The following is a 24,118-nucleotide window of genomic DNA, read 5'->3' on the forward strand; positions in this document are numbered from 1 at the left end:
TGAGTAGCGTACGAGCATGAAACTGACGATTCTCGGAGGCGGCGGATTCCGGGTCCCGCTGGTGTACGGCGTGCTGCTCGGCGACCACGCCGAGGGCCGGGTCACCCGGGTGACCCTCCACGACCTCGACGGCGGCCGGCTCTCGGCGATCGCCCGGGTCCTCGCGGAGCAGGGCGCGGGGGTGCCGGACGCCCCCGAGGTGGCGGCGACGACGGATCTGGACGAGGCGCTGCGCGGAGCGGACTTCGTCTTCTCGGCGATCCGGGTCGGCGGTCTGGAGGGCCGGGCCGCCGACGAGCGGATCGCGCTCGCCGAAGGGGTCCTCGGTCAGGAGACGGTCGGCGCGGGCGGGATCGCGTACGGGCTGCGGACGGTGCCGGTCGCGACGCACATCGCCCGGCGGGTCGCCGCGCTCGCCCCGGACGCCTGGGTCATCAACTTCACCAACCCGGCGGGCCTGGTGACGGAGGCGATGTCCCGGGTGCTCGGTGACCGGGTCGTCGGCATCTGCGACTCCCCCGTCGGGCTCGGCCGCCGGGTCGCCCGGATCCTGGGCGCGAACCCGGCCGAGGCGTGGATCGACTACGTGGGCCTCAACCACCTCGGCTGGCTGCGGGGGCTGCGGGTCGGCGGGCGGGACGAGCTGCCGCGGCTGCTCGCGGACGAGGAGGCGCTCGGCTCCTTCGAGGAGGGCCGGCTCTTCGGCCCCGAGTGGCTGCGCTCGCTCGGCGCGATCCCCAACGAGTACCTGCACTACTACTACTTCAACCGCGAGGCCGTCCGCGCCTACCAGCAGGCCGAGCGGACCCGGGGCGCGTACCTCCGCGACCAACAGGCCGGTTTCTACGCGGAGATGAGCAAGCCTGACACGCCTCCGCTGGCGGCCTGGCACCGTACGCTCGCGGACCGCGAGGCGACCTACATGGCCGCCAACCGGGAGGCCGCCGGGGTCGGGGAGCGGGACGAGGAGGACCTGGAGTCGGGCGGGTACGAGAAGGTGGCCCTGGCGCTGATGCGGGCGATCGCGCGCAACGAGCGGGCCACGCTCATCCTCAACGTCCGTAACGGCACGACCCTTTCGGTGCTCGACGCGGACGCGGTGATCGAGGTGCCGTGCTTCGTGGACGCGGCCGGCGCCCATCCGGTCTCCGTGGCACCGCTGCCGTACCACGCGGTGGGTCTGGTGACGGCGGTGAAGGCGGTCGAGCGCGAGGTGCTCTCGGCGGCGGAGAGCGGGGAACGGGCGACGGCGGTCAAGGCGTTCGCGCTGCATCCGCTGGTCGACTCGGTCTCCGTGGCGCGACGCCTCGTCGACGGCTACACGGCGGAGCATCCCGAACTGGCGTATCTGCGCCGCTGAATCGACGTCCGGACGACTGTCCGGCGAACATCTTTACGGCGGCGAGGGGCGCGGCCTACGCTCGCGCCCCATGACCTCACCTGGCACACGTTTTCGACGGGCGATCGTCCGTCTCACCACGGGCTGTCTGCTGACCGCCGGGCTGGTGGCCGCGGGACCGGCGGTCGCCGAGTCCGCCGAGCCCGCCGACCCGGCCCTCGCCGCCGCGCGCGTCGTCCCCGTCCAGCTCACCGGGCCCGCCGAGAAGCGTTTCAACCTGGTGGTCATGGGCGACGGCTACACCGCCGAGGAGACGGCCGCCTTCCGGGCCGACGTCGACAGGCACCTGGGTGTGCTGTGGAGCATCGAGCCGTTCGCCTCGTACCGCTCGTACATCAACGTGTGGGCGGTGGAGGTCCCTTCGCCGGAGTCGGGCGTGGACTGCGACCCGGGCCTCGACGCGCCCCGCCGCGACACCGCGCTGGACATGGGCTTCTGGGGCGGCTGCAACCCGGCGAGTGTGCAGCGGCTGCTGACCGTGGACAGCACGAAGGCCGCCGCGCTCGCCGGTCTCGTCCCGGGCACGAGCCCCGCCAACCGGCAGATCGTGGCCCTCGCGAACAGCGACACCTACGGTGGCGCGGGCGGCAGTTACGCGACGGCGTCCGGCGGCAACGCGCTCTCCTCGCTGATCACCCCGCACGAGATAGGCCACTCGCTCGGCGGCCTCCAGGACGAGTACGACTACTACGCGCGCGGGGTCGCGGGCGGCGCGTACGAGGGTACGGAGCCGGCCTCGGCCCACCACACCCTGCTGACCGAGGCTCAGATGCGCGAGCAGCGTGCCAAGTGGTGGCGCTGGCTGGGCGAACCGAGCGAGGCGGGCGGTGTCATCGGGCGACACGAAGGCGGCCTGTACAGCACCACGGGTGTCTGGCGGCCGAGCCGGCACTCGATCATGAAGACCCTCGGCTACGCCTTCGACCAGGTCGAGCGCGAGGTGATGGTCCGGGCGATCTCCGCGAAGGTGAACCTCGTCCAGGACCACACCCCCAATTCGGCGCCGATCGGGGCGGACCGGACGGTGTGGGTGGACACCCTGCACCCGCTGGGCGGTGAACTCGACGTCGTCTGGCGCCTCGACGGCCGCACGCTCAGGACCGGCAACGCCCGCACGGTCGACCTGCGCGCCCTCCCCCTCTCCCCCGGCACCCACACCCTGACGGCGACGGTGACCGACCCGACGCCGTTCGTGCGGGACCCGGCGGTACGCGGCTCGGCGGCGCTGACCCGCACGGTGAGCTGGACCGTGGACCGCGCCCTGACCACGCCCGTCGACGGCACTGGGCCGGCGTTCACGGGCCACACCCCGACGACGGCCCCGGTGGGCGCGCGCTCGGTGGTCCACGCGGACACCACCCACCCGACGCGCTCCGCCCCGGCCGTCCGGTGGCGGCTCGACGGCCGGCCGGTCGCGAACCCGGGCAACGACCGGGACCTGGACCTACGGGCACTGCGGCTCACCCCGGGGACGCACACCCTGACCGCCCGGATCGCGGGCACGGACGCCGAGTTGAGGTGGACGGTGGACGCCCGGCCGGCCACGGCCTCGTACGAACTGTCCACTCCGCTGCGCACGGTGAACCGACCGGGCCGGCCCGTCGAGTACGTCTACGACGGTCCGTTCACGATGGGCCTCGCCGCGCGGGACGACCAACCCGGTTCCGTGGTGCGCCAGTTCCGGGTGAACGGTGACGGCTGGTACACGTACTACGGCTGGCCCACCGACGCCGAGGCGCCGTTCCGCTTCTCGCCGAGCGGCACCGTCATCGACGACCTCGTCTACGGGAAGCTCGGCCGGAGCCGCGCGGTGCCGTGGGACGACGCCACTCCGGACTACGGCACGCACACGATCGAGTACCGCACGATCGACGCGGCCGGCAACGTGGGCCCGGCCAAGTCGTTCCTGGTGACGCTGGTGAAGCCGGGTAGCTGACGGAACGCGCGAGGCCCGCGGACCGGAAGGGTCCGCGGGCCTCGGCGCGTACTCCGTGAACGCCTTCGACCGGCGCGCGGTCAGGCGATGCGGCCGACGGCGGCCCAGCCCGGGATCGGGTCGTCGCCCTGGACCGGGACGACCTCGCCGAGCTCCGGGTGCCACTCGGCGGTGAGCGAGACCCCGGGCTCGACGAGCTCCAGGCCCTCGAAGAACGCGGCGAGCTCGTCGCGCGAGCGCGGCCGGAGGGTCAGCCCGCGGGCCTTGTACATCTCGACGGCCTTGGCCGCGCCCTCCGGGTCGAAGTCCCCGGTGACGTGCGAGAGGACGAGGTAGCTGCCCGGGGCCAGCTTGTCGACGAGCTTGCGGACCAGGTCGTACGCCCCGTCCTCGTCGCCGACGAAGTGCAGCAGGGCGAGCATCGAGAGGGCGATGGGCTGGTCGAAGTCAAGGACCTTTCCGGCCCTTTCGAGAATGATCTCGGGGTCGCGGGCGTCGGCCTGGATGTACTCGGTGGCCCCCTGCGGGGTCGAGCGCAGCAGGGCGGCCGCGTGCGCGAGGACGATCGGGTCGTTGTCGCAATAGACGATCCGCGACTCCGGCGCCGCCTGCTGGGCTATCTGGTGCAGGTTGGGCTCGGTCGGGATGCCGGTGCCGATGTCCAGGTACTGGCGTACGCCGTGGGCGCTGAGCCAGCGGATGGCGCGGTGCATGAAGGCCCGGTTGACCCGGGCCATGTCACGGCCGCGGGCGTCGAGGGTGAGGAGCTGCTTGGCCATCTCCTCGTCGACCGGGTAGTTGTCCTTGCCGCCCAGGAACCAGTCGTACATCCGCGCGGGGTGCGGCTTGCTGGTGTCGATCCGTACGGCTGCGGGGTCCTGGGTCATGGGGGCTCCTGGTCCGGGAGTGGAACTACTGGCACTGCAGCAAGAGTTACGCGACGGTAGGGGTGCGACGGAAGAGGTCAGGTGAGCAGAAAGTCTGCCTGACCGGATTTCGCTCCCTGGATGAACGCGGCGATCTCGCCGTGGGTGTAGATGAGCGCGGGTCCCTCGGGGTCTGCGGACTGTCGCACGGCGACTCTGCCGTCGGCCAGCTTCATGGCCTCCACGCAGTTGCCCCCGTTCCCGCCGCTCCACGGCTTGTGCCAGCCTTCGGCACCGAGATCCGCGGCGGGCATGCCGTTGTATATGCGATCCATTCACAGCTCCTTGCGGAGACCCCGGAGGATCTCCTTCGTGCGTTGTGCAGTCGCGGCCTGAGCCGCCATGCGGTCCATGACCTCGAGGTGGGAGGCCACCTCGGGGCGCGCGTCGAGATAGACGGCGCCGGTCAGGTACTCGCTGTAGACCATGTCCGGGAGTTCGGGCACGGCGAAGCGGAAGAGGACGAACGGTCCGTAGGTGCCGGGGTGGTGGCCGGACGCGAACTCCGCGACTTGCAGGGTGACGTTCGGCAGCTCGGACGCTTCGAGCAGCCGGTCGAGCTGGTCGCGCATCACCTCGGGCCCGTCACCGACCGGTCGGCGGAAGACCGTCTCGTCCATGATCACCCAGAACTTCGGGGCGTCCTCCCTGGTCAGCAGGGACTGGCGCTCCATCCGCAGGGCCACATGACGCTCGATCTCCTCGGCGCTGCTGGCGCCGACCGCTCCGCTGCGCAGAATGGCGCGGGCGTACCCCTCGGTCTGCAGCAGACCGGGGACGAACTGGGGTTCGTACGCCCGGATGAGGCTCGCGGCCCCCTCCAGGCTGACGTACATGGAGAACCAGCCGGGCAGCACGTCGTGGAACCGCTGCCACCAGCCGGGCAGGTTGGCCTCTTCGGCGAGGGCGACGAAGGCCTCGGCCTCGGAGTCGTTGATGCCGTACGCCTGGAGCAGGAGCTGTACGTACGGGATCTTCAGCGCGACTTCGGCGGTCTCCATGCGGCGGATGGTGGCCGGGGCGACGCGGAGGACCTTGGCGGCCTCCTCGCGCTTCAGGCCGGCCCGCTCGCGCAGATCCTGCAGACGTCTACCGAGAACGACCTGTCCCACCGTGGGGGCGGACCGCGGCTCGCTCACTCTCAGACCTCCCCGACGCGCTGTTTCGCTTGAGTGTGCCACGAACACGGCCAGAGAGAACACAGCACTCTGCATTTTTCAGAGTGCCACTTGCCAAGTGTCCGCGTCGGGAGCAAAGTATTCCGGTGAACCAGTACGCGCTGCTGCCGCGCGACGCCTCGGGAGGTTGCGTACGGCACTGCTTACCCACTGTTGTGAGGAACCGGTCGTGGCTTCTGGTAACGCGCTTCCCTCAGGTCTCATGAGCCCCCGCGTCATGCAGCAGCGCCCACGCACCGAAACTCTCCGCCACGACGTCCGCCGGTTCACCTTCGAGCTCCCCGCCCGCACCTCGTCGGTCTCGCGCGCCCGCAGACTGGCGGAGGAGCGGCTGATCCTCTGGGGCTGCGCCCCCGACATACGCGACACGGTCACGCTGATCGTCTCCGAGCTGGTCACCAACGCGGTGGTGCACACCGCGAGCGGCCATGTCGTCTGCGAACTGCGCGAGGGGGAGGACCAGTTGCGGATAGCGGTACGGGACGAGGGCGGCGCGGCGGACCCGCGGATCCGGGACTGCGGCGAGGAGGAACGCGGCCGGGGGCTGCTCCTCGTGGACGCGCTGAGCAGCGCGTGGGGATCGGACAGTACGGGGCACGGCACGGCGCGGGTCGTCTGGGCCGAACTGGCCCACGGCATGGGGCACACGTGCTGAGGTCGATGGCGACCCTTCTGTCGCCGAGGTCCCGCAGGACGCCGGACGGGGCGGGAGCGGGTTCGGGGACGGCCGCCGGCGCGCCGACCGGGGGCTCGACCTCACTGATCATCCCGCCGGGCTTCCGCACCACCCTGGGCTGCGACGCGGTCGGCGTCCCGGCGCGCTACGGCTTCCGCATCCTCTCCCGGCTGCCGTCGAAGGGCTGTGTCTACGCGGACACGGACTGGTGGTGGTGGCTGGTCCCGGCCGGCTCCGACCTGGACCTGCGCTGGCCGCTGCCGTCCTGCTACGCCTCGGGCGCCGAGATCCCGGACCGCCGCCCCCGACTGATCCACCACCCGGACGGCACGTCTCCGTACACCCCCCCGATCCCCCTCTATCTGCTCGCCTGCCAACTGACGGGTACGGCTCCGTCCTGGAGCTTGATCCCGACGCAGGGCAACGGCGTAATGTCGGAGCATGTTCACCCCTCAGGGCCCGACCGCACGTGAACTGACCGTCCAGGCGTTCTCCTCGGTGGAGCACGGGTACGACCTGCTGGCGAGGAAGTTCGACGCGACCCCGTTCCGCACGCCGGACCTGGTTCTCTCGGCGGTGACGGACGCGCTGCGTCCCGTCGGCCCCTTCGACACGGGCCTCGACGTGTGCTGCGGCACGGGGGCGGGCCTCTCGGTCCTCCGCTCGCTGTGCGCGGGCCGGGTCACGGGCGTCGACTTCAGCGCGGGGATGCTGGAGGAGGCCCGCAAGGCCCACCCCAAGGCGACCCTGATCCGCGCGAACGTCCTGGCCCTCCCCTTCGCCCCGACGTTCGACCTGGCGGTCAGCTTCGGCGCCTTCGGCCACTTCCTCCCCCGCGACCAGATCACCCTCTTCCGCCAAACCCACGCCTCCCTCCGCCCAGGCGGCCTCCTGGCCTTCCCCCTCCCGGCCCCACCCCACGTCGCCTCCCGCGCGTACTGGACCCTGCTGGGCTTCGACACGGCGATGCGCATCCGGAACGCGGTGTGGCGGCCGCCCTTCGTCATGTACTACCGCACGTTCCGCCTGGCGGACGTACGCGAGCGGCTGACTCGGGCGGGGTTCGAGGTTGAGACCCGGGCAATCGACTCGCTGGGGCGTCGGGACGACGGGAGCCCACGGTGCCGGCTGGTGTTGGCGCGGAAGGTGTGACGTCGGCACCGTCCGCGTCACGCGCGGTCTCGCCGGAGGCGTGAACGTCGGGGGGCACGCCTGGTCAGAGCAGCACCTCGTCCGCGATCTGGGCCAGCCAGTTCTTCAGGCGGTGCCACCGGCTGCAGTACCGCTTGAGACGCCACCACGAGCGCTGCTCGATCGGCCGCTCGCACCACTTGCACGGCAACGGGTCCCACTCGATCTCGATCGCCCCCATGGCCGTGACTCTAACGGCCACCACCTCTGACCTGGCCCTTGGGGAGCGCATCAGGGAAAACGCGGAACGGCCCCAGCTGGGCTGGGGCCGTTCTGATCTGTGTCCGAGGGGGGACTTGAACCCCCACGCCCGATAAAGGGCACTAGCACCTCAAGCTAGCGCGTCTGCCATTCCGCCACCCGGACTAGGTGTTTGTCGTTTTGGGGCGTTCCCCGCGGCGACATGGATAACTCTACCAGGGGTTTGAGGTGCCTTTCACCCACGTTTCCCGTGGTCAGTGGGGTGCGGCAGGAGTCGAGTCCTTGATCGTCGCCGGGCCGGCCCGGGTGGTGCACAGAGTGTCGCCGTACGCCTGCGTGGCGTAGTGGGTCGCGGCGCCTAGCCTGCGCTGGGTGAGCTATCTCTTCGAGCCCCGTGGGTCCACGCACCGCAGGCCCAGGATGCTGTCGCCCCTGCGGGAGCATCTGCGGGACACCTTCTGGTTCGCCCCGATCGTGAGCATGGCGGCCGTGTTCGTGCTGTGGCTGGTCTCCTCCGCGCTGGACGAGGCGATCATCCGGTTCCTGCAGGAGGAGCAGGACTACGACGCGGTCACCGAGCTCATCGGGATCGTCGAGGACGCCAAGACGATCGTGACCACGATCAGCTCGGCGATGATGACCTTCATCGGTGTGGTCTTCTCCATCTCGCTCGTCGCCGTGCAGATGGCCAGCGGCCAGTTCAGCCCCCGCGTCGTACGGATCTTCATCCGGAGCCGGATCACCAAGGCGACGTTCTCCGTCTTCCTCGCCACGTTCCTGCTGTCCCTGCTCGTCCTCACCTCGTACGACAGCGAGGCCGATCCCCGGTACGTCACGACGGTGCCCCTGGTGCAGTCGGTACTGACGCTGCTCATGGTCGGGCTGAGCCTGCTGCTCTTCGTGGCGTACGTGAACGCGACCCTGCGGCTGATGCGGGTGGGGCACGTGGTGGACCACATCACGTGGGAGGCGTTCGGCGTCCTCGCGAAGCAGCCGCTGTACGAGGGTGAGCTCGGCGACCTGGGCGAGGCGACCGAGCACGTGCTGCACCGGGGGCGCGCCGGGGTCGTGCGGGACGTGAACGTCGCCCTGCTCGTACGGCTCGCGCGGCGCCACGGCGTGGTGCTGCGGCTACTGCCCCGGATGGGGGACTTCGTGGTGCCCGGGACCCCGCTCCTCGCCGTGCACGGCGGCCGGGTGCCGCGCCGGATCGGGGCGGCGGTCTCGGTGGGGGTGGAGCGGACCTTCCACCAGGACCTCGCCTTCGGGCTGCGCCAACTCGCGGACATCGGGCTCCGCGCCCTCTCCCCCGCCGTGAACGACCCGACGACCGCCGTACAGGCGCTGGACCGGATCACCCAGTTCCTGGCCGCCGTGGTGAACCGCCCGCTGGGGGCGGTCCACCACCGCGACGGCAAGGACGCGGTCCGGCTGGTCCAGGACGTACCGGGGTGGACGGACCTGGTCGACCTCGGCTTCACGGAGATCCGCGGCTGCGCCCCGGGCAACCCCCAGGTGTCGCGGCGCATGCTGGCAGGCCTCGACGACCTGCTCTCCATGGCGCCGGCCGACCGCCGCGAACCCCTCCTCCGGCACCGCACCCTGCTGACCCAACTGATCGAGCGCACAACACCGGAGGCGGCCGACCGCGCGTTCGCGCTGGAGGGGGATCGTCAGGGGATCGGGTGAGAGGGGCGGTGCCCTGTCGTCACGACGCGCCGTGCGACGGCGACGGCCACGGGTCGCCCTGCAAGCGCGCGTGCAGATGCTCGTCGTGCCATCCGTCCGCGTGGAGCAAGGCGCTTCGCATGGTCCCTTCCAGCGAAAAGCCCGCCTGGGTCGCGACCCGGCAGGACGCGGGGTTGGCGACGGAGTGCGTGATACGGAGCCGGTGCAGACCCAGGTCGTCCAGGGCCCACCGGCTGATCCGGACCGTCGCCCGCGTCATCACCCCGTGTCCGCGCCCTCGCGGCAGCAGCCAGTACAGGAACTCGGCGCTTCCCCCGTGGAGGTCCATGTCGCCCAGGCCGATCAGGCCGACCGGCCCGCCCTCGCCGAGCGGGGCGATCGCCCAGATCGCGGCCCGCTCCGCGAGCCAACGCTGCCGCCAGGCCTCGATCTTGGCGACCGCCCCCTCCAGCGTCAGATGCCCGGGGCGGTTCCACCGCTGGACGTCCGGATCGTCGCACGACTCCGCCAGCACCCCGGCGTCGTCCTCCCGCCACGGCCTCAGCTCGAAGCCTCCGCCGAGGCCGAAGACCGGCTGGTCACCGTCGCTCATACGGCCCGCCGGAACCACCGCCGGTATCGAATCGATCATCGAGCCATCATGCCAAGGGCCTACGGCATCAGGTGGTAGTCCGGGAAGTTGCCCGGGAGTCGCTCGTCCTCCGGGCCCTCGGTGACGGCCTTGACCAGGAGGTCGCCGCCTACGAAGGCGCCGCGCCAGGAGGCGCCGAAGCCGCCGAAGAGTTCGTCGCGGTCGCCGCGCGAGCGGGGTTTGCCGTGGCCTGTTTTGAAGGCTCGGATCTGGGGGGCCAGGCGGGCGTACGTCTCCGGGTCGTCGGTGGCGAGGGTCGCGACGAGGGCGCCGTTGGAGGCGTTCATCGCGGCCAGGAGTTCGGCCTCGGTGTCGACGAGGACGATCGTGTCCACCGGGCCGAAGGGTTCGGCGTGGTGGAGGGGTGAGGACGGGGGCGGGTTCAGGAGCGTGACGGGCGGGAGGTACGCCGAGGTGTCCTGGCCCGGCAGGAACCGGCCGTCGGCGAGGGAGCCCCGGTGGAGCGGGATCGCGCCCCGGTCGATGGCCTCGGCGACCTGGTCGCCCAGCTCCTTGGCCTTGGCCGCGTTGATGAGCGGGCCGAAGTCGAGCTCGGGGAGCGGGTCCTCCGGGTGATCGACGGCGAGCGGATGCCCGAAGCGCAGGGCCCGGACGGGCGGCAGGTAGGCGGCGAGGAAGTCGGCGAAGGCGGTGCGCTCGACGACGAAGCGGGGGTACGCGGTGCAGCGCTGCTTGCCGTAGTCGAAGAGCTTGGGGATCACGGCGGAGAGGGCCGGCCAGTCGCTGTGCTTCCAGACGCCCCAGGTGTTGAGGCCCTCCTGTTCGAGGATGTGGCGCTTGCCCAGGTCGGCGACCTCGGTGGCGATGCGCGCGCCGGTGTCGCGACCGCCCACGAACGAGACGCAGCCGATCTCGGGGGCGCGCACCAGGGCCTCGGACAGCTCGCCCCCGCTGCCACTGACGAGCGTGATCGGGATCCCCTCGCGGGCGGCGAGCGCGGCGGCGAGGGTCAGGCAGGCGAGGCCGCCGTCGGTCGGGGTCTTGGCGATGACCGCGTTCCCGGCGAGGGCCTGCACGAGCAGGGCGTGGACGAGGACGGACATCGGGTAGTTCCAGCTGGCGATGTTGGAGACAGGGCCGGGCAACGGGGCGCGGTCGGCCAGCATGGTGTCGATGCTGTCGACGTACCAGCGCACGCCGTCGATCGCGCGGTCCACATCGGCCTGCGCGAGCCGCCACGGCTTGCCGATCTCCCAGACGAGGAGGAGGGCGAGCAGTTCGCGGTGGGCGGTGAGCGCGTCGAGGGTCGCGGAGACGCGGGCGCGGCGCTCGGCGGTCGGGACGTGGCGCCAGGCCCGGTGCTGGTCGAGCGAGGCGCGTACGGCCTGGTGGGCGGTGGCCGCGTCGAGGCGTGGCGGGCCCACGATCGGGCTGCCGTCCACGGGGCTGGTGGCGGGCAGCGGCCGGCCGTCGGGCTGCCAGGTACCGGCCCAGAGGTTGAGGACGGTGTCGTCGCGGAACGCCTCGGGGGCGACGGTCAGGCAGCGCTGCCAGGCGTCGGGCCAGGCGGTGCCGGGCTTGAGGGTGAGGGTGGGAGTGGGGGTGGCGTCAGGGGTGGGGGCGGGGGTCGGTGCCATGGAGTGTTCTCCGCTCTCGGTGCACAGTCGGGGCGGGAAGGGCGATGGCCGCGTCAATTGTGGGTGAGGGTGTCGGCCGCCGCCAGCCGGGCGACGACGAGCGCGGCGGTCTCGGTGGGCGTGGAGCCGACCTCGACCCCGGCCGCCTCCAGGGCCTTCCGCTTCCCCTCGGCCGTACCGGCCGCACCGGAGACGATGGCGCCGGCGTGGCCCATGGTCTTGCCCTCGGGGGCGGTGAAACCGGCGACGTAGGCGATGACGGGCTTGGTGATGTGCGCGGCGATGTGGTCGGCGGCGCGTTCCTCGGCGTCGCCGCCGATCTCGCCGATCATCACGATCAGTTCGGTGTCGGGATCGGCTTCGAAGGCGCTGAGGCAGTCGATGTGGGTGGTGCCGACGACCGGGTCGCCGCCGATGCCGACGGCTGAGGAGAAGCCGTACTCCCGCAGTTCGTACATGAGTTGATAGGTGAGCGTGCCGGACTTCGACACGAGTCCGATCCGTCCCGGCTCGGGGGCGATGTCGGCAGGGATGATGCCCGCGTTGGACCGGCCGGGGCTGATCAGACCGGGGCAGTTGGGGCCGATGATCCGGGTGGTGCCGCCGTGGGCGCGGGCGTACGCCTGGAAGGCCACGGTGTCGTGGACGGGGATGCCCTCGGTGATGACGACGGCGAGGCCGACGCGGGCGTCGACGGCTTCGAGGACCGCCGCCTTGGCGAAGGGCGGTGGGACGAAGACGACGGTGACGTCCGCCCCGGTGGCGGTGACGGCCTCGCGGACGGTGCCGAAGACGGGGATCCGGCGGCCGTCGAGGTCCACGGTGGTGCCCGCCTTGCGGGGGTTGACTCCGCCGACGACGTCGGTGCCGGCGGCGAGCATGCGGCGGGTGTGCTTCATGCCTTCGGCGCCCGTCATGCCCTGGACGAGGACCTTGCTCTGTTCGGTGAGGAAGATGGCCATGGGTTCAGATCCCTTCAGCGGTGCTTTCAGAGCTCTGAATCAGAGCGAGTTCGGCGGCTCGGGCGGCGGCGCCGTCCATCGTGGTGGCCTGTTCGACCAGCGGGTGGGCGCGGGCGTCGAGGATCGCCCGGCCGCGGGCCGCGTTGTTGCCGTCGAGGCGGACGACGAGCGGCCGGGTGAGGTGGACGGCGTCCAGGGCCCGGACGATGCCCTCGGCGACGGCGTCGCAGGCGGTGATGCCGCCGAAGACGTTGACGAGGACGGCCTTGACGTCGGGGTCGGAGAGGATGACGTCGAGGCCGTCGGCCATGACCTGCGCGGAGGCGCCGCCGCCGATGTCGAGGAAGTTGGCGGGGCGGGCGCCCCGGCCGGCGACGACGTCGAGGGTGGACATGACGAGTCCGGCTCCGTTGCCGATGACGCCGACCTCTCCGTCGAGCTTGACGTACGTGAGGCCCTTGGCCGCCGCGGCGGCCTCCAGCGGGTCGCCGTCGGTGTCACGCACCTCTGATGCCTCGCCCCAACGCGCCTGGCGGAAGCGAGCGTTGTCGTCCAGCGTCACCTTCCCGTCGAGGGCGAGGATCTGGTGGGCGGTGGTGCGGACGAGCGGGTTCACCTCGACGAGCAGGGCGTCCTCACGGACGAGGACCTGCCAGAGACGGGCCAGGGTGTCGGCGGTCTCCGGCGGCAGCCCCGCCGCCGCGGCGATCTCCTCGGCCTTGGCCTCGGAGACCCCTTCGGCCGGGTCGACCGGGATCCGCGCGACGGCTTCGGGGCGGGTGGCGGCGACCTCCTCGATGTCCATGCCGCCTTCGGCCGAGGCGATGGCGAGGAAGGTGCCGGCCGCCCGGTCGAGGACGTAGCTGACATAGAACTCGTCCTGGATGTCGACGGGTTGGGCGAGCATGACCCGGCGGACCGGGTGGCCCTTGATGTCCATGCCGAGGATCTGGCGGGCGGTGAGCTCGGCGGCTGCGGGGTCGGCCGCGCGTTTGACCCCGCCGGCCTTGCCCCGGCCACCGGTCTTGACCTGCGCCTTGACGACGACGCGCCCACCGAGGAGTTCGGCGGCGCGGCGGGCCTCTCGGGGGTGGTCGACGACGGCCGCGTCGGGGACCGCGATGCCGTGTCCCTTGAAGATTTCCCTCGCTTGGTACTCGTACAGGTCCATCTCGGCTCCCTCGCTCGAAAGTGCCGCACACCCCCTGGACACCATCCGGGCGATGCGGGATAACAAGCTTCATACAGTATTCGTCGACTGTATGCAATCGACCGCGATCACTCTCAACTCCCCTACGAAGGGACAGGACTTCGCCATGCCCGACGACAGCCAGCAGCAGCCCGCACAGGAACGCATCTCCGGTGGACATCTGGTCGCCAAGGCCCTCAAGGCGGAGGGCGTCGACGTCATCTACACACTCTGCGGCGGCCACATCATCGACATCTACGACGGCTGTGTCGACGAGGGCATCGAAGTCGTCGACGTACGCCACGAGCAGGTCGCCGCGCACGCCGCCGACGGATACGCCCGGATCACCGGCAAGCCCGGCTGCGCCGTGGTCACGGCAGGGCCCGGCACCACCGACGCGGTCACCGGGGTCGCCAACGCCTTCCGCGCCGAGTCCCCCATGCTCCTGATCGGTGGTCAGGGAGCCCACACCCAGCACAAGATGGGCTCCCTGCAGGACCTCCCGCACGTCGACATGATGACGCCGATCACCAAGTTCGCCGCCACCGTGCCGGACACGGCCCGCGCGGCGGACATGGTGTCCATGGCGTTCCGCGAGTGCTACCACGGCGCCCCCGGGCCCTCCTTCCTGGAGATCCCTCGCGACGTCCTGGACGCCACCGTCCCCGTGGAGAAGGCGCGCGTGCCCAAGGCCGGCCACTACCGGGCCTCCACCCGCAGCGGCGGCGACCCCGAAGCGGTCGAGCGGCTCGCCGATCTGCTGGTGCACGCCGAGAAGCCGGCGGTCCTGCTGGGCAGCCAGGTCTGGACGACCCGCGCCACCGACGCGGCCGTCGAGCTCGTACGGACCCTCAACATCCCCGCGTACATGAACGGGGCGGGGCGCGGCACGCTGCCTCCCGGCGACCCGCACCACTTCCAGCTCTCCCGGCGCTACGCCTTCGCCAACGCGGACGTCATCGTCATCGTCGGCACCCCCTTCGACTTCCGGATGGGCTACGGCAAGCGGCTCTCCCCGGACGCCACCGTCGTCCAGATCGACCTCGACTACCGGACCGTCGGCAAGAACCGGGACGTCGACCTCGGGATCGTCGGCGACGCGGGGCTGATCCTGAAGTCGGTCACGGAGGCGGCGACCGGCCGACTCAACGGCGGCGCCATCAAGCGCAAGGCCTGGCTGGAGGAGCTGCGCACCGCCGAGCAGACCGCGCTGGACAAGCGGCTGCCGCAGCTGCGGTCGGACGCCTCGCCGATCCACCCGTACCGCCTGGTCAGCGAGATCAACGACTTCCTCACCGAGGACTCGATCTACATCGGCGACGGCGGGGACATCGTCACCTTCTCCGGCCAGGTCGTGCAGCCCAAGTCACCCGGGCACTGGATGGACCCGGGTCCGCTCGGCACGCTCGGTGTCGGCATCCCCTTCGTCCTGGCGGCCAAGCAGGCGCGCCCGGACAAGGAGGTGGTGGCGCTCTTCGGCGACGGCGCGTTCTCGCTCACGGGCTGGGATTTCGAGACGCTCGTCCGCTACAACCTCCCCTTCGTCGGCATCGTCGGCAACAACTCCTCGATGAATCAGATCCGTTACGGCCAGGCCCAGAAGTACGGCCCGGAGCGCGAGCGGGTCGGCAACACGCTGGGCGACGTGCACTACGACAAGTTCGCCCGGATGCTCGGCGGTTACGGCGAGGAGGTGCGGGACCCCGCCGACATCGCCCCGGCGCTGCGGCGCGCCCGCGAGTCCGGGCTGCCGTCGCTGATCAACGTGTGGGTCGACCCGGACGCGTACGCCCCCGGAACCATGAACCAGACCATGTACAAGTGAGGGGTCTTCATCATGACCAAGGCTCTCGGTACCACGGCTCCCGGTACGAACGCGCTCGGCGCGAAGGCGCTCGAAGGCATTCGTGTCCTCGACATGACGCATGTGCAGTCCGGTCCCTCGGCCACCCAGCTGCTCGCCTGGCTCGGTGCGGACGTGGTGAAGCTGGAGGCCCCGTCCGGTGACATCACCCGCAAGCAGCTGCGGGACATCCCGGACGTCGACTCGCTCTACTTCACGATGCTCAACTGCAACAAGCGGAGCATCACCCTGAACACCAAGACCGAGCGCGGCAAGGAGCTGCTGACCGAGCTGATCCGCCGCAGTGACGTCATGGTCGAGAACTTCGGCCCGGGGGCCGTCGACCGGATGGGCTTCACCTGGGATCGGATCCAGGAGATCAATCCACGGATCGTCTATGCCTCCATCAAGGGGTTCGGGGACGGCCCGTACACCAACTTCAAGGCGTACGAGGTCGTCGCTCAGGCCATGGGCGGCTCGATGGCCACCACCGGGTTCGAGGAGGGGCCGCCGCTGGCGACGGGCGCCCAGATCGGTGACTCCGGCACCGGCATCCATGCCGTGGCGGGAATCCTGGCGGCGCTCTTCCAGCGCGAGAACACCGGGCGGGGGCAGCGGGTGAACGTCGCGATGCAGCACGCGGTGCTGAATCTCTGCCGGGTGAAGCTGCGGGATCAACAGAGGCTTTCGCACGGACCGCTCTCCGAGTATCCCAACGAAGATTTCGGCGAGGAAGTCCCCCGTTCGGGTAATGCTTCCGGCGGCGGTCAGCCTGGCTGGGCGGTGCGGTGCGCGCCCGGCGGGCCGAACGACTACGTGTACGTCATCGTCCAGCCCGTCGGCTGGGCCCCCCTCTCGGAGCTCATCGGCCGGCCCGAACTCGCCGAGGACCCGGAGTGGGCGACGCCCGAGGCCCGGCTGCCCAAGCTCTCCAAGATGTTCCAGCTGATCGAGGAGTGGTCCTCCACGCTGCCCAAGTGGGAGGTCCTGGAGCGGCTCAACGCCCGGGGCGTTCCGTGCGGTCCGATCCTCTCCACCAAGGAGATCATCGAGGACGCCTCGCTGGTCGCCAACGAGATGGTGGTCGAGGTTCCGCACCCCGAGCGCGGCAGCTTCACGACGGTGGGCTCCCCGCTCAAGCTCTCCGACTCCCCGGTGGAGGTCGTCAGCTCCCCGCTGCTCGGCGAGCACAACGAAGAGGTGTACGTCGGCGAGTTGGGCCTCGGCGACGAGGAGCTGCGGCTGCTGAAGACGAGCGGGGTGATCTAAGTGAGCGCGGACAACGCGGCGTACGGCACGGCGCCCAGCACGGCGCACGGCTTCGACAAGCGGGCCGTACGCGAACTCCTCGACGCGGTCCGGGCGGACGGTCGGACGGCCCTGACCGCGCCCGAGGGGAAGCTGCTCGCCGACGCGTACGGGATCGCCGTGCCGGGCGAGGCGCTCGCCCGGGACGTGGACGAGGCCGTGGCGCAGGCCGACCGGCTCGGCGGGAAGGTGGTCCTGAAGATCGTCTCCCCGGACATCCTCCACAAGACCGACGCGGGTGGTGTGGTCGTCGGGGTGGAGGGGGCTTCGCAGGTCCGCGAGGCGTTCTGCCGGATCGTCGAGAACGCCCGGGCCTACGCGCCGGACGCCCGCATCGACGGGGTCCAGGTGCAGCAGTTGCTGCCGCCGGGGCAGGAGGTCATCGTCGGCGCCGTCACCGATCCGGCCTTCGGCAAGGTCGTCGCCTTCGGCCTCGGCGGGGTGCTCGTGGAGGTGCTGAAGGACGTCACCTTCCGGCTGGCCCCGGTGACCGCCGACGAGGCGGTGTCGATGCTGGACTCGATCCGGGCAGCGGAGATCCTGCGCGGGGTCCGCGGCGCGCCGGCCGTCGACCGCTGGGCGCTCGCCGAGCAGATCCGGCGCGTCTCCCGACTGGTCGACGACTTCCCCGAGATCACCGAGGTCGACCTCAATCCGGTGATCGCCACCCCCGAGGGCGCGATGGCGGCCGACATCCGCGTGATCCTCGCCTCCGAAGTGCCCGCCCTTCGGCGGACCTTCGGCCGTGAGGAGATCCTCCGCTCGATGCGCCGGCTGATGGAGCCGCGCGCGGTGGCCGTGATCGGGGCCTCCAACGAGCGCGGGAAGATCGGCAATTCGGTGATGCGCAACCTCGTCGACGGCGGCTTTTCCGGCGAGATTCATCCGGTGAACCCGCGGGCCGATGACATCCTCGGCCGCAAGGCGTACAAGAGTGTCACGGACGTTCCCGGTGAGGTGGATGTGGCGGTCTTCGCGATCCCCGCTCCGTTCGTGGCATCGGCGCTCGAGGAGGTAGGCCGCAAGGGCATCCCGAACGCGGTGCTGATCCCGTCCGGTTTCGCCGAGACCGGGGAGCACGCGCTGCAGGACGAGATCGTGGCGGTGGCGGAGCGGTACGGCATCCGGCTCCTGGGCCCGAACATCTACGGGTACTACTCCACCTGGCAGGACCTGTGCGCCACCTTCTGCACGCCGTACGACGTCAAGGGCGGTGTGGCGCTGACCTCGCAGTCGGGTGGGATCGGGATGGCGATCCTGGGCTTCGCCCGGACCACGCGGACGGGGGTGTCGGCGATCGTCGGGCTCGGCAACAAGTCGGACATCGACGAGGACGATCTGCTGACCTGGTTCGGCGAGGATCCGCGTACCGACTGCATCGCGATGCACCTGGAGGACCTCAAGGACGGGCGGGCCTTCGTCGAGGCGGCCCGGCTGACCGTGCCGAAGAAGCCGGTGGTCGTCCTGAAGGCCGGGCGCACCAGCGCGGGGGCGCGGGCGGCCGGTTCGCACACGGGCGCGCTCGCGGGGGACGACGCGGTCTACGACGACATCCTGCGGCAGGCGGGGGTCATCCGGGCGCCGGGGCTGAGCGACATGCTGGAGTACGCGCGGGCGCTGCCCGTGCTGCCGGCGCCGCGCGGGGACAATGTCGTCGTCATCACGGGGGCCGGTGGTTCGGGGGTCCTCCTGTCGGACGCGATCGTCGACAACGGGCTGCGGCTGATGGAGATCCCGGACGACCTGGACGCCGCCTTCAAGGCGTTCATCCCGCCCTTCGGGGCCTCGGGAAATCCGATCGACATCACGGGCGGTGAGCCGCCGTCGACGTACGAGGCCACCATCAGGCTCGGCATGGAGGACCCGCGGATCCACGCGCTCGTCCTCGGCTACTGGCACACCATCGTCACTCCCCCCATGGTGTTCGCCGAGCTCACCGCGCGCGTGGTGGCGGAGTTCCGCGAGCGGGGCGTCGAGAAGCCGGTCGTCGCCTCGCTGGCGGGCGACGTCGAGGTCGAGGAGGCCTGTCAGTACCTGTTCGAGCGGGGGGTCGTGGCCTACCCGTACACGACGGAGCTGCCGGTGGCGGTGCTCGGCGCGAAGTACCGCTGGGCGCGGGCGGCGGGGCTCCTGGGCGGTGATGCGGTGAGCTGAGCGACAGCTCGAACCACGGGGCTCGCGGCGGCCGGATCCCGCCCGCCGCGGGCCCCGGTGCGAAGGGAACGGACAGGGGGCGCTGGCCAGACTTCTTCCACGCGAGGGGTTCGATCTCCATGACGACAACCGACATCACCACCACCCTCCCTTACAGGGAGGTGACGGACGCCAACGGCCGTACGTACCGGCTCGGTGAGACCGACGTCGAGCTGATGGGCCGCACACGCAAGTGGATGGTCATCCTGCCCTGGGTGGGCATGATGGGCATCAGCTCGGCGGAGTACGCGTTCGCGTCCGCCGAGGACACCCTGCACACCGCGCACAGCTGGAGCAGTGCGCACATCTTCTGGATGCTCGGGGTCTGGGTCTTCTTCCAGGCCGCGGTGGCCTTCCCGGCCGGGAAGCTGCGGGAGAGCGGGCGGTTGCCGGCCCGCTGGGCGATGATGCTGGGCGCCGTCGGCACGCTGCTCGGCTACCTCTCGCTCGCCTTCGCCCCGCATGTGATCGTCGCCTATCTCGGCTTCGGCATGTTCAGCGGTATGGGCGCGGGCATGGTCTACGCGACCTGCGTGAACATGGTCGGCAAGTGGTATCCCGAGCGGAAGGGCGGCAAGACGGGTTTCGTGAACGGCGGCTTCGCCTATGGTTCGGTGCCGTTCGTCTTCATCTTCACCGGCTACATGGACCTGACGAACTTCCGCTGGGTGCTGGTCTCCGTCGGGCTGTTCCTGGCCGCGATGGTCGCGGTGGCCGGGTACTTCTTCCAGGACCCGCCGAAGAACTGGTGGCCGGCCCAGGTGGATCCGCTGCGGAAACCGGACGACCCACGCGCGCGTAGGGCCATGGAGAAGAACCCGCCGGCGGTGAAGCAGTACACGCCGATCGAGGCCTGGCGGACCGGGCGGGTCGCGCTGATGTGGTTCTGTCTGCTCTGCACCTCGGGCGTCAACATCTTCGGCATCGCCTTCCAGGTGCCGTTCGGCGACGAGGCGGGGTTCGCGGGCGGGATCGTGGCCACGGCGATGTCCCTGAAGGCCATCGTGAACGGCACCGGGCGGGGCGTGATCGGCTGGCTCTCCGACCGCTACGGCCGCAAGGAGTGCCTGATCTTCGTCTGCATCGTCCTGGGGCTCGCCCAGTACGGCATCCTCTGGTCGGGCAGCATCCACAACCTGCCGCTGTTCCTGGTCTTCTCCAGCATCTCCGGTTTCGGCGGCGGCGCGATCTTCCCGATGTTCGCGGCGATGACGGCGGACTACTTCGGGGAGAACAACAACGCCTCCAACTACGGCCTGGTCTACAGCTCCAAGCTGGTGTCGGGGCTGCTCGGCTCCGGTATGGGCGCGGTCGTGGTCTCGGCCTGGGACTACTCGGGGGCCTTCGTGCTCGCCGGGTCGATCTCGCTGTTCGCCGGCTTCGTGGCGCTGTTCCTGCATCCGCCGGGGCGGCCGCGGGCCCGCCGGGTGGCGGCGAACCCGCGGCCGATCAGCCGCGACGTGTGACCGTGACGGCCGTGCGGCTCAGCGGTGCTTCTCGCGCAGCGAGTGCAGGTGCGCGCTGGACTTGCGGGCGAACGCGAAGGACTCGACCGGGTTGTCGTGTTCGGCCTGCCAGTGGTGGGCGCGGTAGCCGTGGTGGGTGCGGTTCACCGCCGAGATGAAGCGCCGGTAGTCGATGTCTCCGTCCCCGACGTCCGCCATGCGGTAGCCGTCGCGGACGGATTCGTCGCGTTCGCCGTCCTTCACGTGGAAGAGCGGGTAGCGGTGGGGCTGGGCGAGGACGTAGCGCAGCGGGTCGAAGGGGGCGGGGGTGCCGTCGGCCCGGCGGGAGAACCGGTGCTGGGCCACGTACGCCCAGTAGACGTCCATTTCGAGGTGGACGAGATCGGGGTCGGTCTCGGCGAGCAGGACGTCGTAGAGCCGGACGTCGGGCCGGTCGGTGGCGAAGGAGAACTCCTCGGCGTGGTTGTGCTGGTAGAACTTCATGCCGCGCTTCTTCGCCTCGGCGCCGTACTGGTTGAACTCCTCGGCGCAGCGCTTCCAGCCGTCGACGGTGGCGCCGTAGCGCCAGGGGCCCGAGGCGGTGCCGATGTGCGGGAGGCCGAGGGCCTGGGCGTCGTCGAGGACCTTGTCGAGGTTCTGCGCGAAGGTGTACGCGTTCGGGTCGCCGTCGTTGTAGTAGCCGACGTGGCTGCCGATGCCGCGCAGTCCGTTCTCGCGGGTGAGCTTCTTGAGTTCGGCGAGGGTGATCGGGCCGGCGGAGCCCTGGCCGTATCCGGCGAACTCGACCTCGTCGTAGCCGTACTTGCTCAGTTCGGAGAAGACCGCGGCGAAGCCGAGGGTGGCGACCTTGTCGCGCAGGGAGTAGAGCTGGATGCCGAGGCGGCCGGGCGGGAGGACGGGGCGGCCCTTGCCGTGGTCGTGGCCGCCGCCGTTGTCTTCGTGGCGGTCGGTCGACTGGGCCGCGGCGGCCTGCGGGGCGGCCGCTGCCGCTCCGAGCAGCGCGGCGGCGGTGGTTCCGGCGGCGACGCCGAGCATGTTCCGTCTGCTGAGCTTGCGGGTCAGCTCCGGGTCGGGGGTGGCGGACGAGATGCGGCGGGAGCGGGTCATCTGTGGATAACTCCTCGTTGTCGGTGGGCTCTGCTTCACTGGAGATCGGTCAGGAAAGGCCGGCCAGTCGGAGCAAGAGGGACTTCACATCGGTGGCCGCTACGCGGCCGCTCACAGCGCGGGGGGTGGAGCACAGAATGAGCGGACTTTCGTCCTCGCTCGTGGGGAGGCGGCCATGGCTGCCGCGAATAGGTGAGGGGTCCAGGGGGACGACCGCGAGCCGGTAGCGCATGCCGAGCTTCTTGCGGGCGATCGCCTTCGCCGCCTTGACCCGTACATAGGGATCGAGCGGGTCCATGAAGAGTTCGGCGGGGTCGTAGCCGGGTTTCCGGTGGATCTCGACGAGCTGGGCGAAGTCGGGCGCGTGCGCGTCGTCGAGCCAGTAGTAGTACGTGAACCACGCGTCGGGCTCGGCGAGGGCGACGAGCTCGCCCGAGCGCGGGTGGTCGAGGCCGTGCTCCTTCTTGCCCTCGTCGTCCAGGAGCCGCTCGACACCGGGGAGCCCGGTGAGGGTCTCGCGGACGGCGTCGAGGTCCTCGGGGCGGCGGACGTACACGTGGGCGAGTTGGTGGTCGGCGACCGCGAAGGCGCGGGAGGTCATCGGGTCCAGGTACTCCATGCCGTCCTGGGTGTGGACCTCCAGGAGGCCGGCGCGGCGCAGGGCGCGGTTGATGTCGACGGGCCGGCTGACGCGGGTGATGCCGTATTCGGAGAGGGCGACGACCGTGCGGCCTTCGGCTCGGGCGTCGTCGAGGAGGGGGGCGAGCGCGGCGTCCAGGTCGGCCGCGGCCTGGAAGGCGCGCGGGTCGTCCGGGCCGTACCGCTGGAGGTCGTAGTCCAGGTGCGGGACGTAGGCGAGAGCGAGGTCGGGGTGGCGGGTGCGCAAGATGTGGCGGGTGGCGTCGATGATCCACCGGCTGGAGACCAGGTCGGCGCCCGGGCCCCAGAAGTGGAAGAGGGGAAAGGTGCCGAGTTCTTCGGTGAGTTCGTCGTGGAGGGCGGGTGGTCGGGTGTAGCAGTCGGGTTCCTTGCGGCCGTCGGCGTAGTAGACGGGACGGGGGGTGACGGTGATGTCGGTGTCGGCCCCCATGGCGTACCACCAGCAGATATTGGCGACGGTGTAGCCGGGGTGCGCGCGGCGGGCGGCGTCCCAGAGCCGGTCGCCGGAGACGAGGCCGTTGTGCTGGCGCCACAGGAGGACGTCGCCCAGTTCGCGGAAGTACCAGCCGTTGGCGACGATGCCGTGCTCGGAGGGGAGGGTGCCGGTGAGGAAGGTGGTCTGAGCGGTGCAGGTGACGGCCGGCAGGACGGTGGTGAGCGGGGCCTGTGAGCCGGCCGCGCCGAGGGCCCGCAGCCGGGGCATGTGCTCCAGGAGGCGGGGGGTGAGACCGACGACGTCGAGGACGAGAAGGGGGGTGGGCCGGTTGTCGCTCCGGGGGCTGGTCATGGCAGTTCCTTGAGGCCGAGGTCGGTCAGCAGGTCGCGGGCCAGGGTGAGTTCGGCGGCGATGCCGTCGGCGAGGCGGGCGCGGTTGCGGGGGCGCCGGTCGGCCGGGAGGGCCTGCCAGGTGTAGGTCTCGACCTCCAGGTGGTGGGTGCGTGGACGCGGGCCGCCGAGGAGGAGGGCGAGGGTGGCGCGGAGGACCGGAAGAGTGGAGGTGAGCGGAGGCTCGGGCGGGGCGTGCAGGGGGACGTGGAAGTGGGAGCGCCAGGGGGCGCCGTCGGGGAGGGCCCGGCCGGAGACCGCTTCGGGCAGGTCGTCGGTGCCGCGCAGGCCGGCGGCGGTCCGGGTGCGGGTCTGGTGGAGGAAGCGGGGTTCGGCGAAGGCGGCGAGTGCGGCGCGGACCTCCGGGAGATGGGGGTGCTCGGCGTGCAGGGCGGCGGACAGCTGGGCCTTGACGACGGGGATGCCGGCGGCGCCGAGGGCGTCCAGGGCGGTGGTCGGGTCTTCGAAGGAGGTGGCGAGATGACAGGTGTCGAGGCAGATTCCGACGCGGGGGCTTGAGACGGCGGTGAGGGGGGCGATGGCGTCGGCGGTGGTCTCGACGGTGCAGCCGGGTTCCGGTTCGAGCCCGATCCGGATGCTCTTCCCGGTGAGTTCCTCCAGGGCGTCGAGGCGCTCGGCGAGGGTGGTGAGAGCGGCGAGGGCGGTGTCCTCGGCGCGGGAGTCGAAGGGGGTGCGCCAGGCGAGGGGCAGGGTGGAGACGGAGCCCTCGGTGACGTCGTCGGGAAGGAGGGCGGCGAGGAGCCGGGCCAGGTCGCCGGTGTGGGCGAGGCGTTCGGGACGGGTCCAGTCCGGCTGGTAGACGCGGTACTTGACCTCCGCTGCGCCGAAGCCCTCGTACGGGAAGCCGTTGAGGGTGACGACCTCCAGGCCGCGGCGGTCGATCTCGGCGCGGAGCGTGCGCAGCGAGCCCGGGTCGGTGATCAGGGCGTGGGCGGCGTCCCGGGCGAGCCAGAGGCCGATGCCGAGGCGGTCCCGGCCGAGGCGGCGGCGGACGGGTTCGCAGTGGTCGCGGAGTTGGTCGAGGACGCCGTCGAGGGTCTCGGCAGGGTGGACGTTGGTGCAGTAGGCGAGGTGGACGGTGGAGCCGTCCGGGTGGCGGAAGCGCATCGGCCGGCCCGC

Annotated in this window: 21 protein-coding genes and 1 tRNA gene; 10 read left to right on the forward strand and 12 right to left on the reverse strand. The window is 71.0% G+C overall.

The window, feature by feature from the left end; all coding sequences use genetic code 11:
• Positions 1 to 16: 16 nt before the first annotated feature.
• Both ACWCO8_RS00290 and ACWCO8_RS00295 read left to right on the forward strand, forming a co-directional pair.
• Positions 17 to 1,360: a 6-phospho-beta-glucosidase gene (locus tag ACWCO8_RS00290; protein ID WP_451030190.1), complete on the forward strand. Its 1,344-nt coding sequence runs from the start codon at positions 17 to 19 to the stop codon at positions 1,358 to 1,360.
• Positions 1,361 to 1,430: 70 nt separating this feature from the next.
• Positions 1,431 to 3,335: a M64 family metallopeptidase gene (locus ACWCO8_RS00295; protein ID WP_451030191.1), complete on the forward strand. Its 1,905-nt coding sequence runs from the start codon at positions 1,431 to 1,433 to the stop codon at positions 3,333 to 3,335.
• An 80-nt stretch (positions 3,336 to 3,415) separates the two neighbouring features.
• Here the strand turns inward: ACWCO8_RS00295 and ACWCO8_RS00300 are convergent, their stop codons facing one another.
• From ACWCO8_RS00300 to ACWCO8_RS00310, 3 genes are all read right to left on the reverse strand, one after another.
• On the reverse strand, positions 3,416 to 4,222 hold the full coding sequence (locus ACWCO8_RS00300; protein ID WP_362002574.1) for an SAM-dependent methyltransferase: 807 nt from the start codon (positions 4,220 to 4,222) through the stop codon (positions 3,416 to 3,418).
• Between the two features lie 77 nt (positions 4,223 to 4,299).
• Positions 4,300 to 4,536: a DUF397 domain-containing protein gene (locus tag ACWCO8_RS00305; protein ID WP_137992288.1), complete on the reverse strand. Its 237-nt coding sequence runs from the start codon at positions 4,534 to 4,536 to the stop codon at positions 4,300 to 4,302.
• On the reverse strand, positions 4,537 to 5,400 hold the full coding sequence (locus tag ACWCO8_RS00310; RefSeq protein ID WP_362002572.1) for a helix-turn-helix domain-containing protein: 864 nt from the start codon (positions 5,398 to 5,400) through the stop codon (positions 4,537 to 4,539).
• Positions 5,401 to 5,656: 256 nt separating this feature from the next.
• Between ACWCO8_RS00310 and ACWCO8_RS00315 the strand changes: the two genes are divergently transcribed.
• From ACWCO8_RS00315 to ACWCO8_RS00325, 3 genes are read left to right on the forward strand one after another with little or no spacing between them, the layout of a single operon-like run.
• Positions 5,657 to 6,094 (forward strand): ATP-binding protein, encoded by a 438-nt coding sequence (locus tag ACWCO8_RS00315; RefSeq protein WP_451030867.1) that lies wholly within the window; start codon positions 5,657 to 5,659, stop codon positions 6,092 to 6,094.
• Positions 6,095 to 6,099: 5 nt separating this feature from the next.
• Positions 6,100 to 6,588, forward strand: coding sequence for a hypothetical protein (locus ACWCO8_RS00320; RefSeq protein WP_451030192.1), 489 nt, complete (start codon positions 6,100 to 6,102; stop codon positions 6,586 to 6,588).
• Positions 6,557 to 7,267: a class I SAM-dependent methyltransferase gene (locus ACWCO8_RS00325; protein WP_451030193.1), complete on the forward strand. Its 711-nt coding sequence runs from the start codon at positions 6,557 to 6,559 to the stop codon at positions 7,265 to 7,267. Before ACWCO8_RS00320 ends, ACWCO8_RS00325 begins: the two co-directional genes overlap by 32 nt.
• 64 nt (positions 7,268 to 7,331) lie before the next feature.
• Here the strand turns inward: ACWCO8_RS00325 and ACWCO8_RS00330 are convergent, their stop codons facing one another.
• Both ACWCO8_RS00330 and ACWCO8_RS00335 read right to left on the reverse strand, forming a co-directional pair.
• Complete coding sequence (locus ACWCO8_RS00330) at positions 7,332 to 7,487, reverse strand: hypothetical protein (RefSeq protein ID WP_451030194.1); 156 nt, start codon at positions 7,485 to 7,487, stop codon at positions 7,332 to 7,334.
• 100 nt (positions 7,488 to 7,587) lie between these two features.
• Positions 7,588 to 7,672: transfer RNA gene (locus ACWCO8_RS00335), tRNA-Leu, on the reverse strand.
• 255 nt (positions 7,673 to 7,927) lie between these two features.
• Between ACWCO8_RS00335 and ACWCO8_RS00340 the strand changes: the two genes are divergently transcribed.
• Complete coding sequence (locus ACWCO8_RS00340) at positions 7,928 to 9,196, forward strand: DUF2254 domain-containing protein (RefSeq protein ID WP_451030868.1); 1,269 nt, start codon at positions 7,928 to 7,930, stop codon at positions 9,194 to 9,196.
• A gap of 19 nt (positions 9,197 to 9,215) precedes the next feature.
• On the opposite strand, the gene ACWCO8_RS00345 is transcribed toward ACWCO8_RS00340, so the two are convergent.
• The 4 genes from ACWCO8_RS00345 to sucC are packed head-to-tail and all read right to left on the reverse strand — an operon-like array spanning position 9,216 to position 13,558.
• Complete coding sequence (locus ACWCO8_RS00345; RefSeq protein WP_451030195.1) at positions 9,216 to 9,827, reverse strand: GNAT family N-acetyltransferase; 612 nt, start codon at positions 9,825 to 9,827, stop codon at positions 9,216 to 9,218.
• Positions 9,828 to 9,847: 20 nt separating this feature from the next.
• Positions 9,848 to 11,425, reverse strand: a complete 1,578-nt coding sequence (locus ACWCO8_RS00350; RefSeq protein ID WP_451030196.1) for an aldehyde dehydrogenase family protein — start codon at positions 11,423 to 11,425, stop codon at positions 9,848 to 9,850.
• Between the two features lie 53 nt (positions 11,426 to 11,478).
• Complete coding sequence (gene sucD / locus ACWCO8_RS00355) at positions 11,479 to 12,387, reverse strand: succinate--CoA ligase subunit alpha (protein WP_451030197.1); 909 nt, start codon at positions 12,385 to 12,387, stop codon at positions 11,479 to 11,481.
• A gap of 4 nt (positions 12,388 to 12,391) precedes the next feature.
• Positions 12,392 to 13,558, reverse strand: a complete 1,167-nt coding sequence (gene sucC / locus ACWCO8_RS00360) for an ADP-forming succinate--CoA ligase subunit beta (RefSeq protein WP_451030198.1) — start codon at positions 13,556 to 13,558, stop codon at positions 12,392 to 12,394.
• A 145-nt stretch (positions 13,559 to 13,703) separates the two neighbouring features.
• On the opposite strand from sucC, the gene ACWCO8_RS00365 reads away from it, so the two are divergent.
• The 4 genes from ACWCO8_RS00365 (at position 13,704) to ACWCO8_RS00380 (ending at position 20,386) form a co-directional block, all read left to right on the forward strand.
• Positions 13,704 to 15,401, forward strand: coding sequence for a thiamine pyrophosphate-binding protein (locus ACWCO8_RS00365; RefSeq protein ID WP_451030199.1), 1,698 nt, complete (start codon positions 13,704 to 13,706; stop codon positions 15,399 to 15,401).
• A gap of 12 nt (positions 15,402 to 15,413) precedes the next feature.
• Complete coding sequence (gene frc / locus ACWCO8_RS00370) at positions 15,414 to 16,688, forward strand: formyl-CoA transferase (RefSeq protein WP_451030200.1); 1,275 nt, start codon at positions 15,414 to 15,416, stop codon at positions 16,686 to 16,688.
• Positions 16,689 to 18,881: an acetate--CoA ligase family protein gene (locus ACWCO8_RS00375; protein WP_451030201.1), complete on the forward strand. Its 2,193-nt coding sequence runs from the start codon at positions 16,689 to 16,691 to the stop codon at positions 18,879 to 18,881.
• 119 nt (positions 18,882 to 19,000) lie between these two features.
• Complete coding sequence (locus ACWCO8_RS00380) at positions 19,001 to 20,386, forward strand: OFA family MFS transporter (RefSeq protein WP_451030202.1); 1,386 nt, start codon at positions 19,001 to 19,003, stop codon at positions 20,384 to 20,386.
• An 18-nt stretch (positions 20,387 to 20,404) separates the two neighbouring features.
• Here ACWCO8_RS00380 and ACWCO8_RS00385 read toward each other — a convergent pair whose 3' ends face one another.
• From ACWCO8_RS00385 to eboE, 3 genes are read right to left on the reverse strand one after another with little or no spacing between them, the layout of a single operon-like run.
• Positions 20,405 to 21,493 (reverse strand): sugar phosphate isomerase/epimerase family protein, encoded by a 1,089-nt coding sequence (locus ACWCO8_RS00385; protein WP_451030203.1) that lies wholly within the window; start codon positions 21,491 to 21,493, stop codon positions 20,405 to 20,407.
• A 49-nt stretch (positions 21,494 to 21,542) separates the two neighbouring features.
• On the reverse strand, positions 21,543 to 22,940 hold the full coding sequence (locus tag ACWCO8_RS00390; protein ID WP_451030204.1) for an alkaline phosphatase family protein: 1,398 nt from the start codon (positions 22,938 to 22,940) through the stop codon (positions 21,543 to 21,545).
• Complete coding sequence (eboE, locus tag ACWCO8_RS00395; RefSeq protein WP_451030205.1) at positions 22,937 to 24,106, reverse strand: metabolite traffic protein EboE; 1,170 nt, start codon at positions 24,104 to 24,106, stop codon at positions 22,937 to 22,939. Before eboE ends, ACWCO8_RS00390 begins: the two co-directional genes overlap by 4 nt.
• Between the last annotated feature and the right edge of the window lie 12 nt (positions 24,107 to 24,118).

Source organism: Streptomyces sp. NPDC001927 (assembly GCF_053594455.1).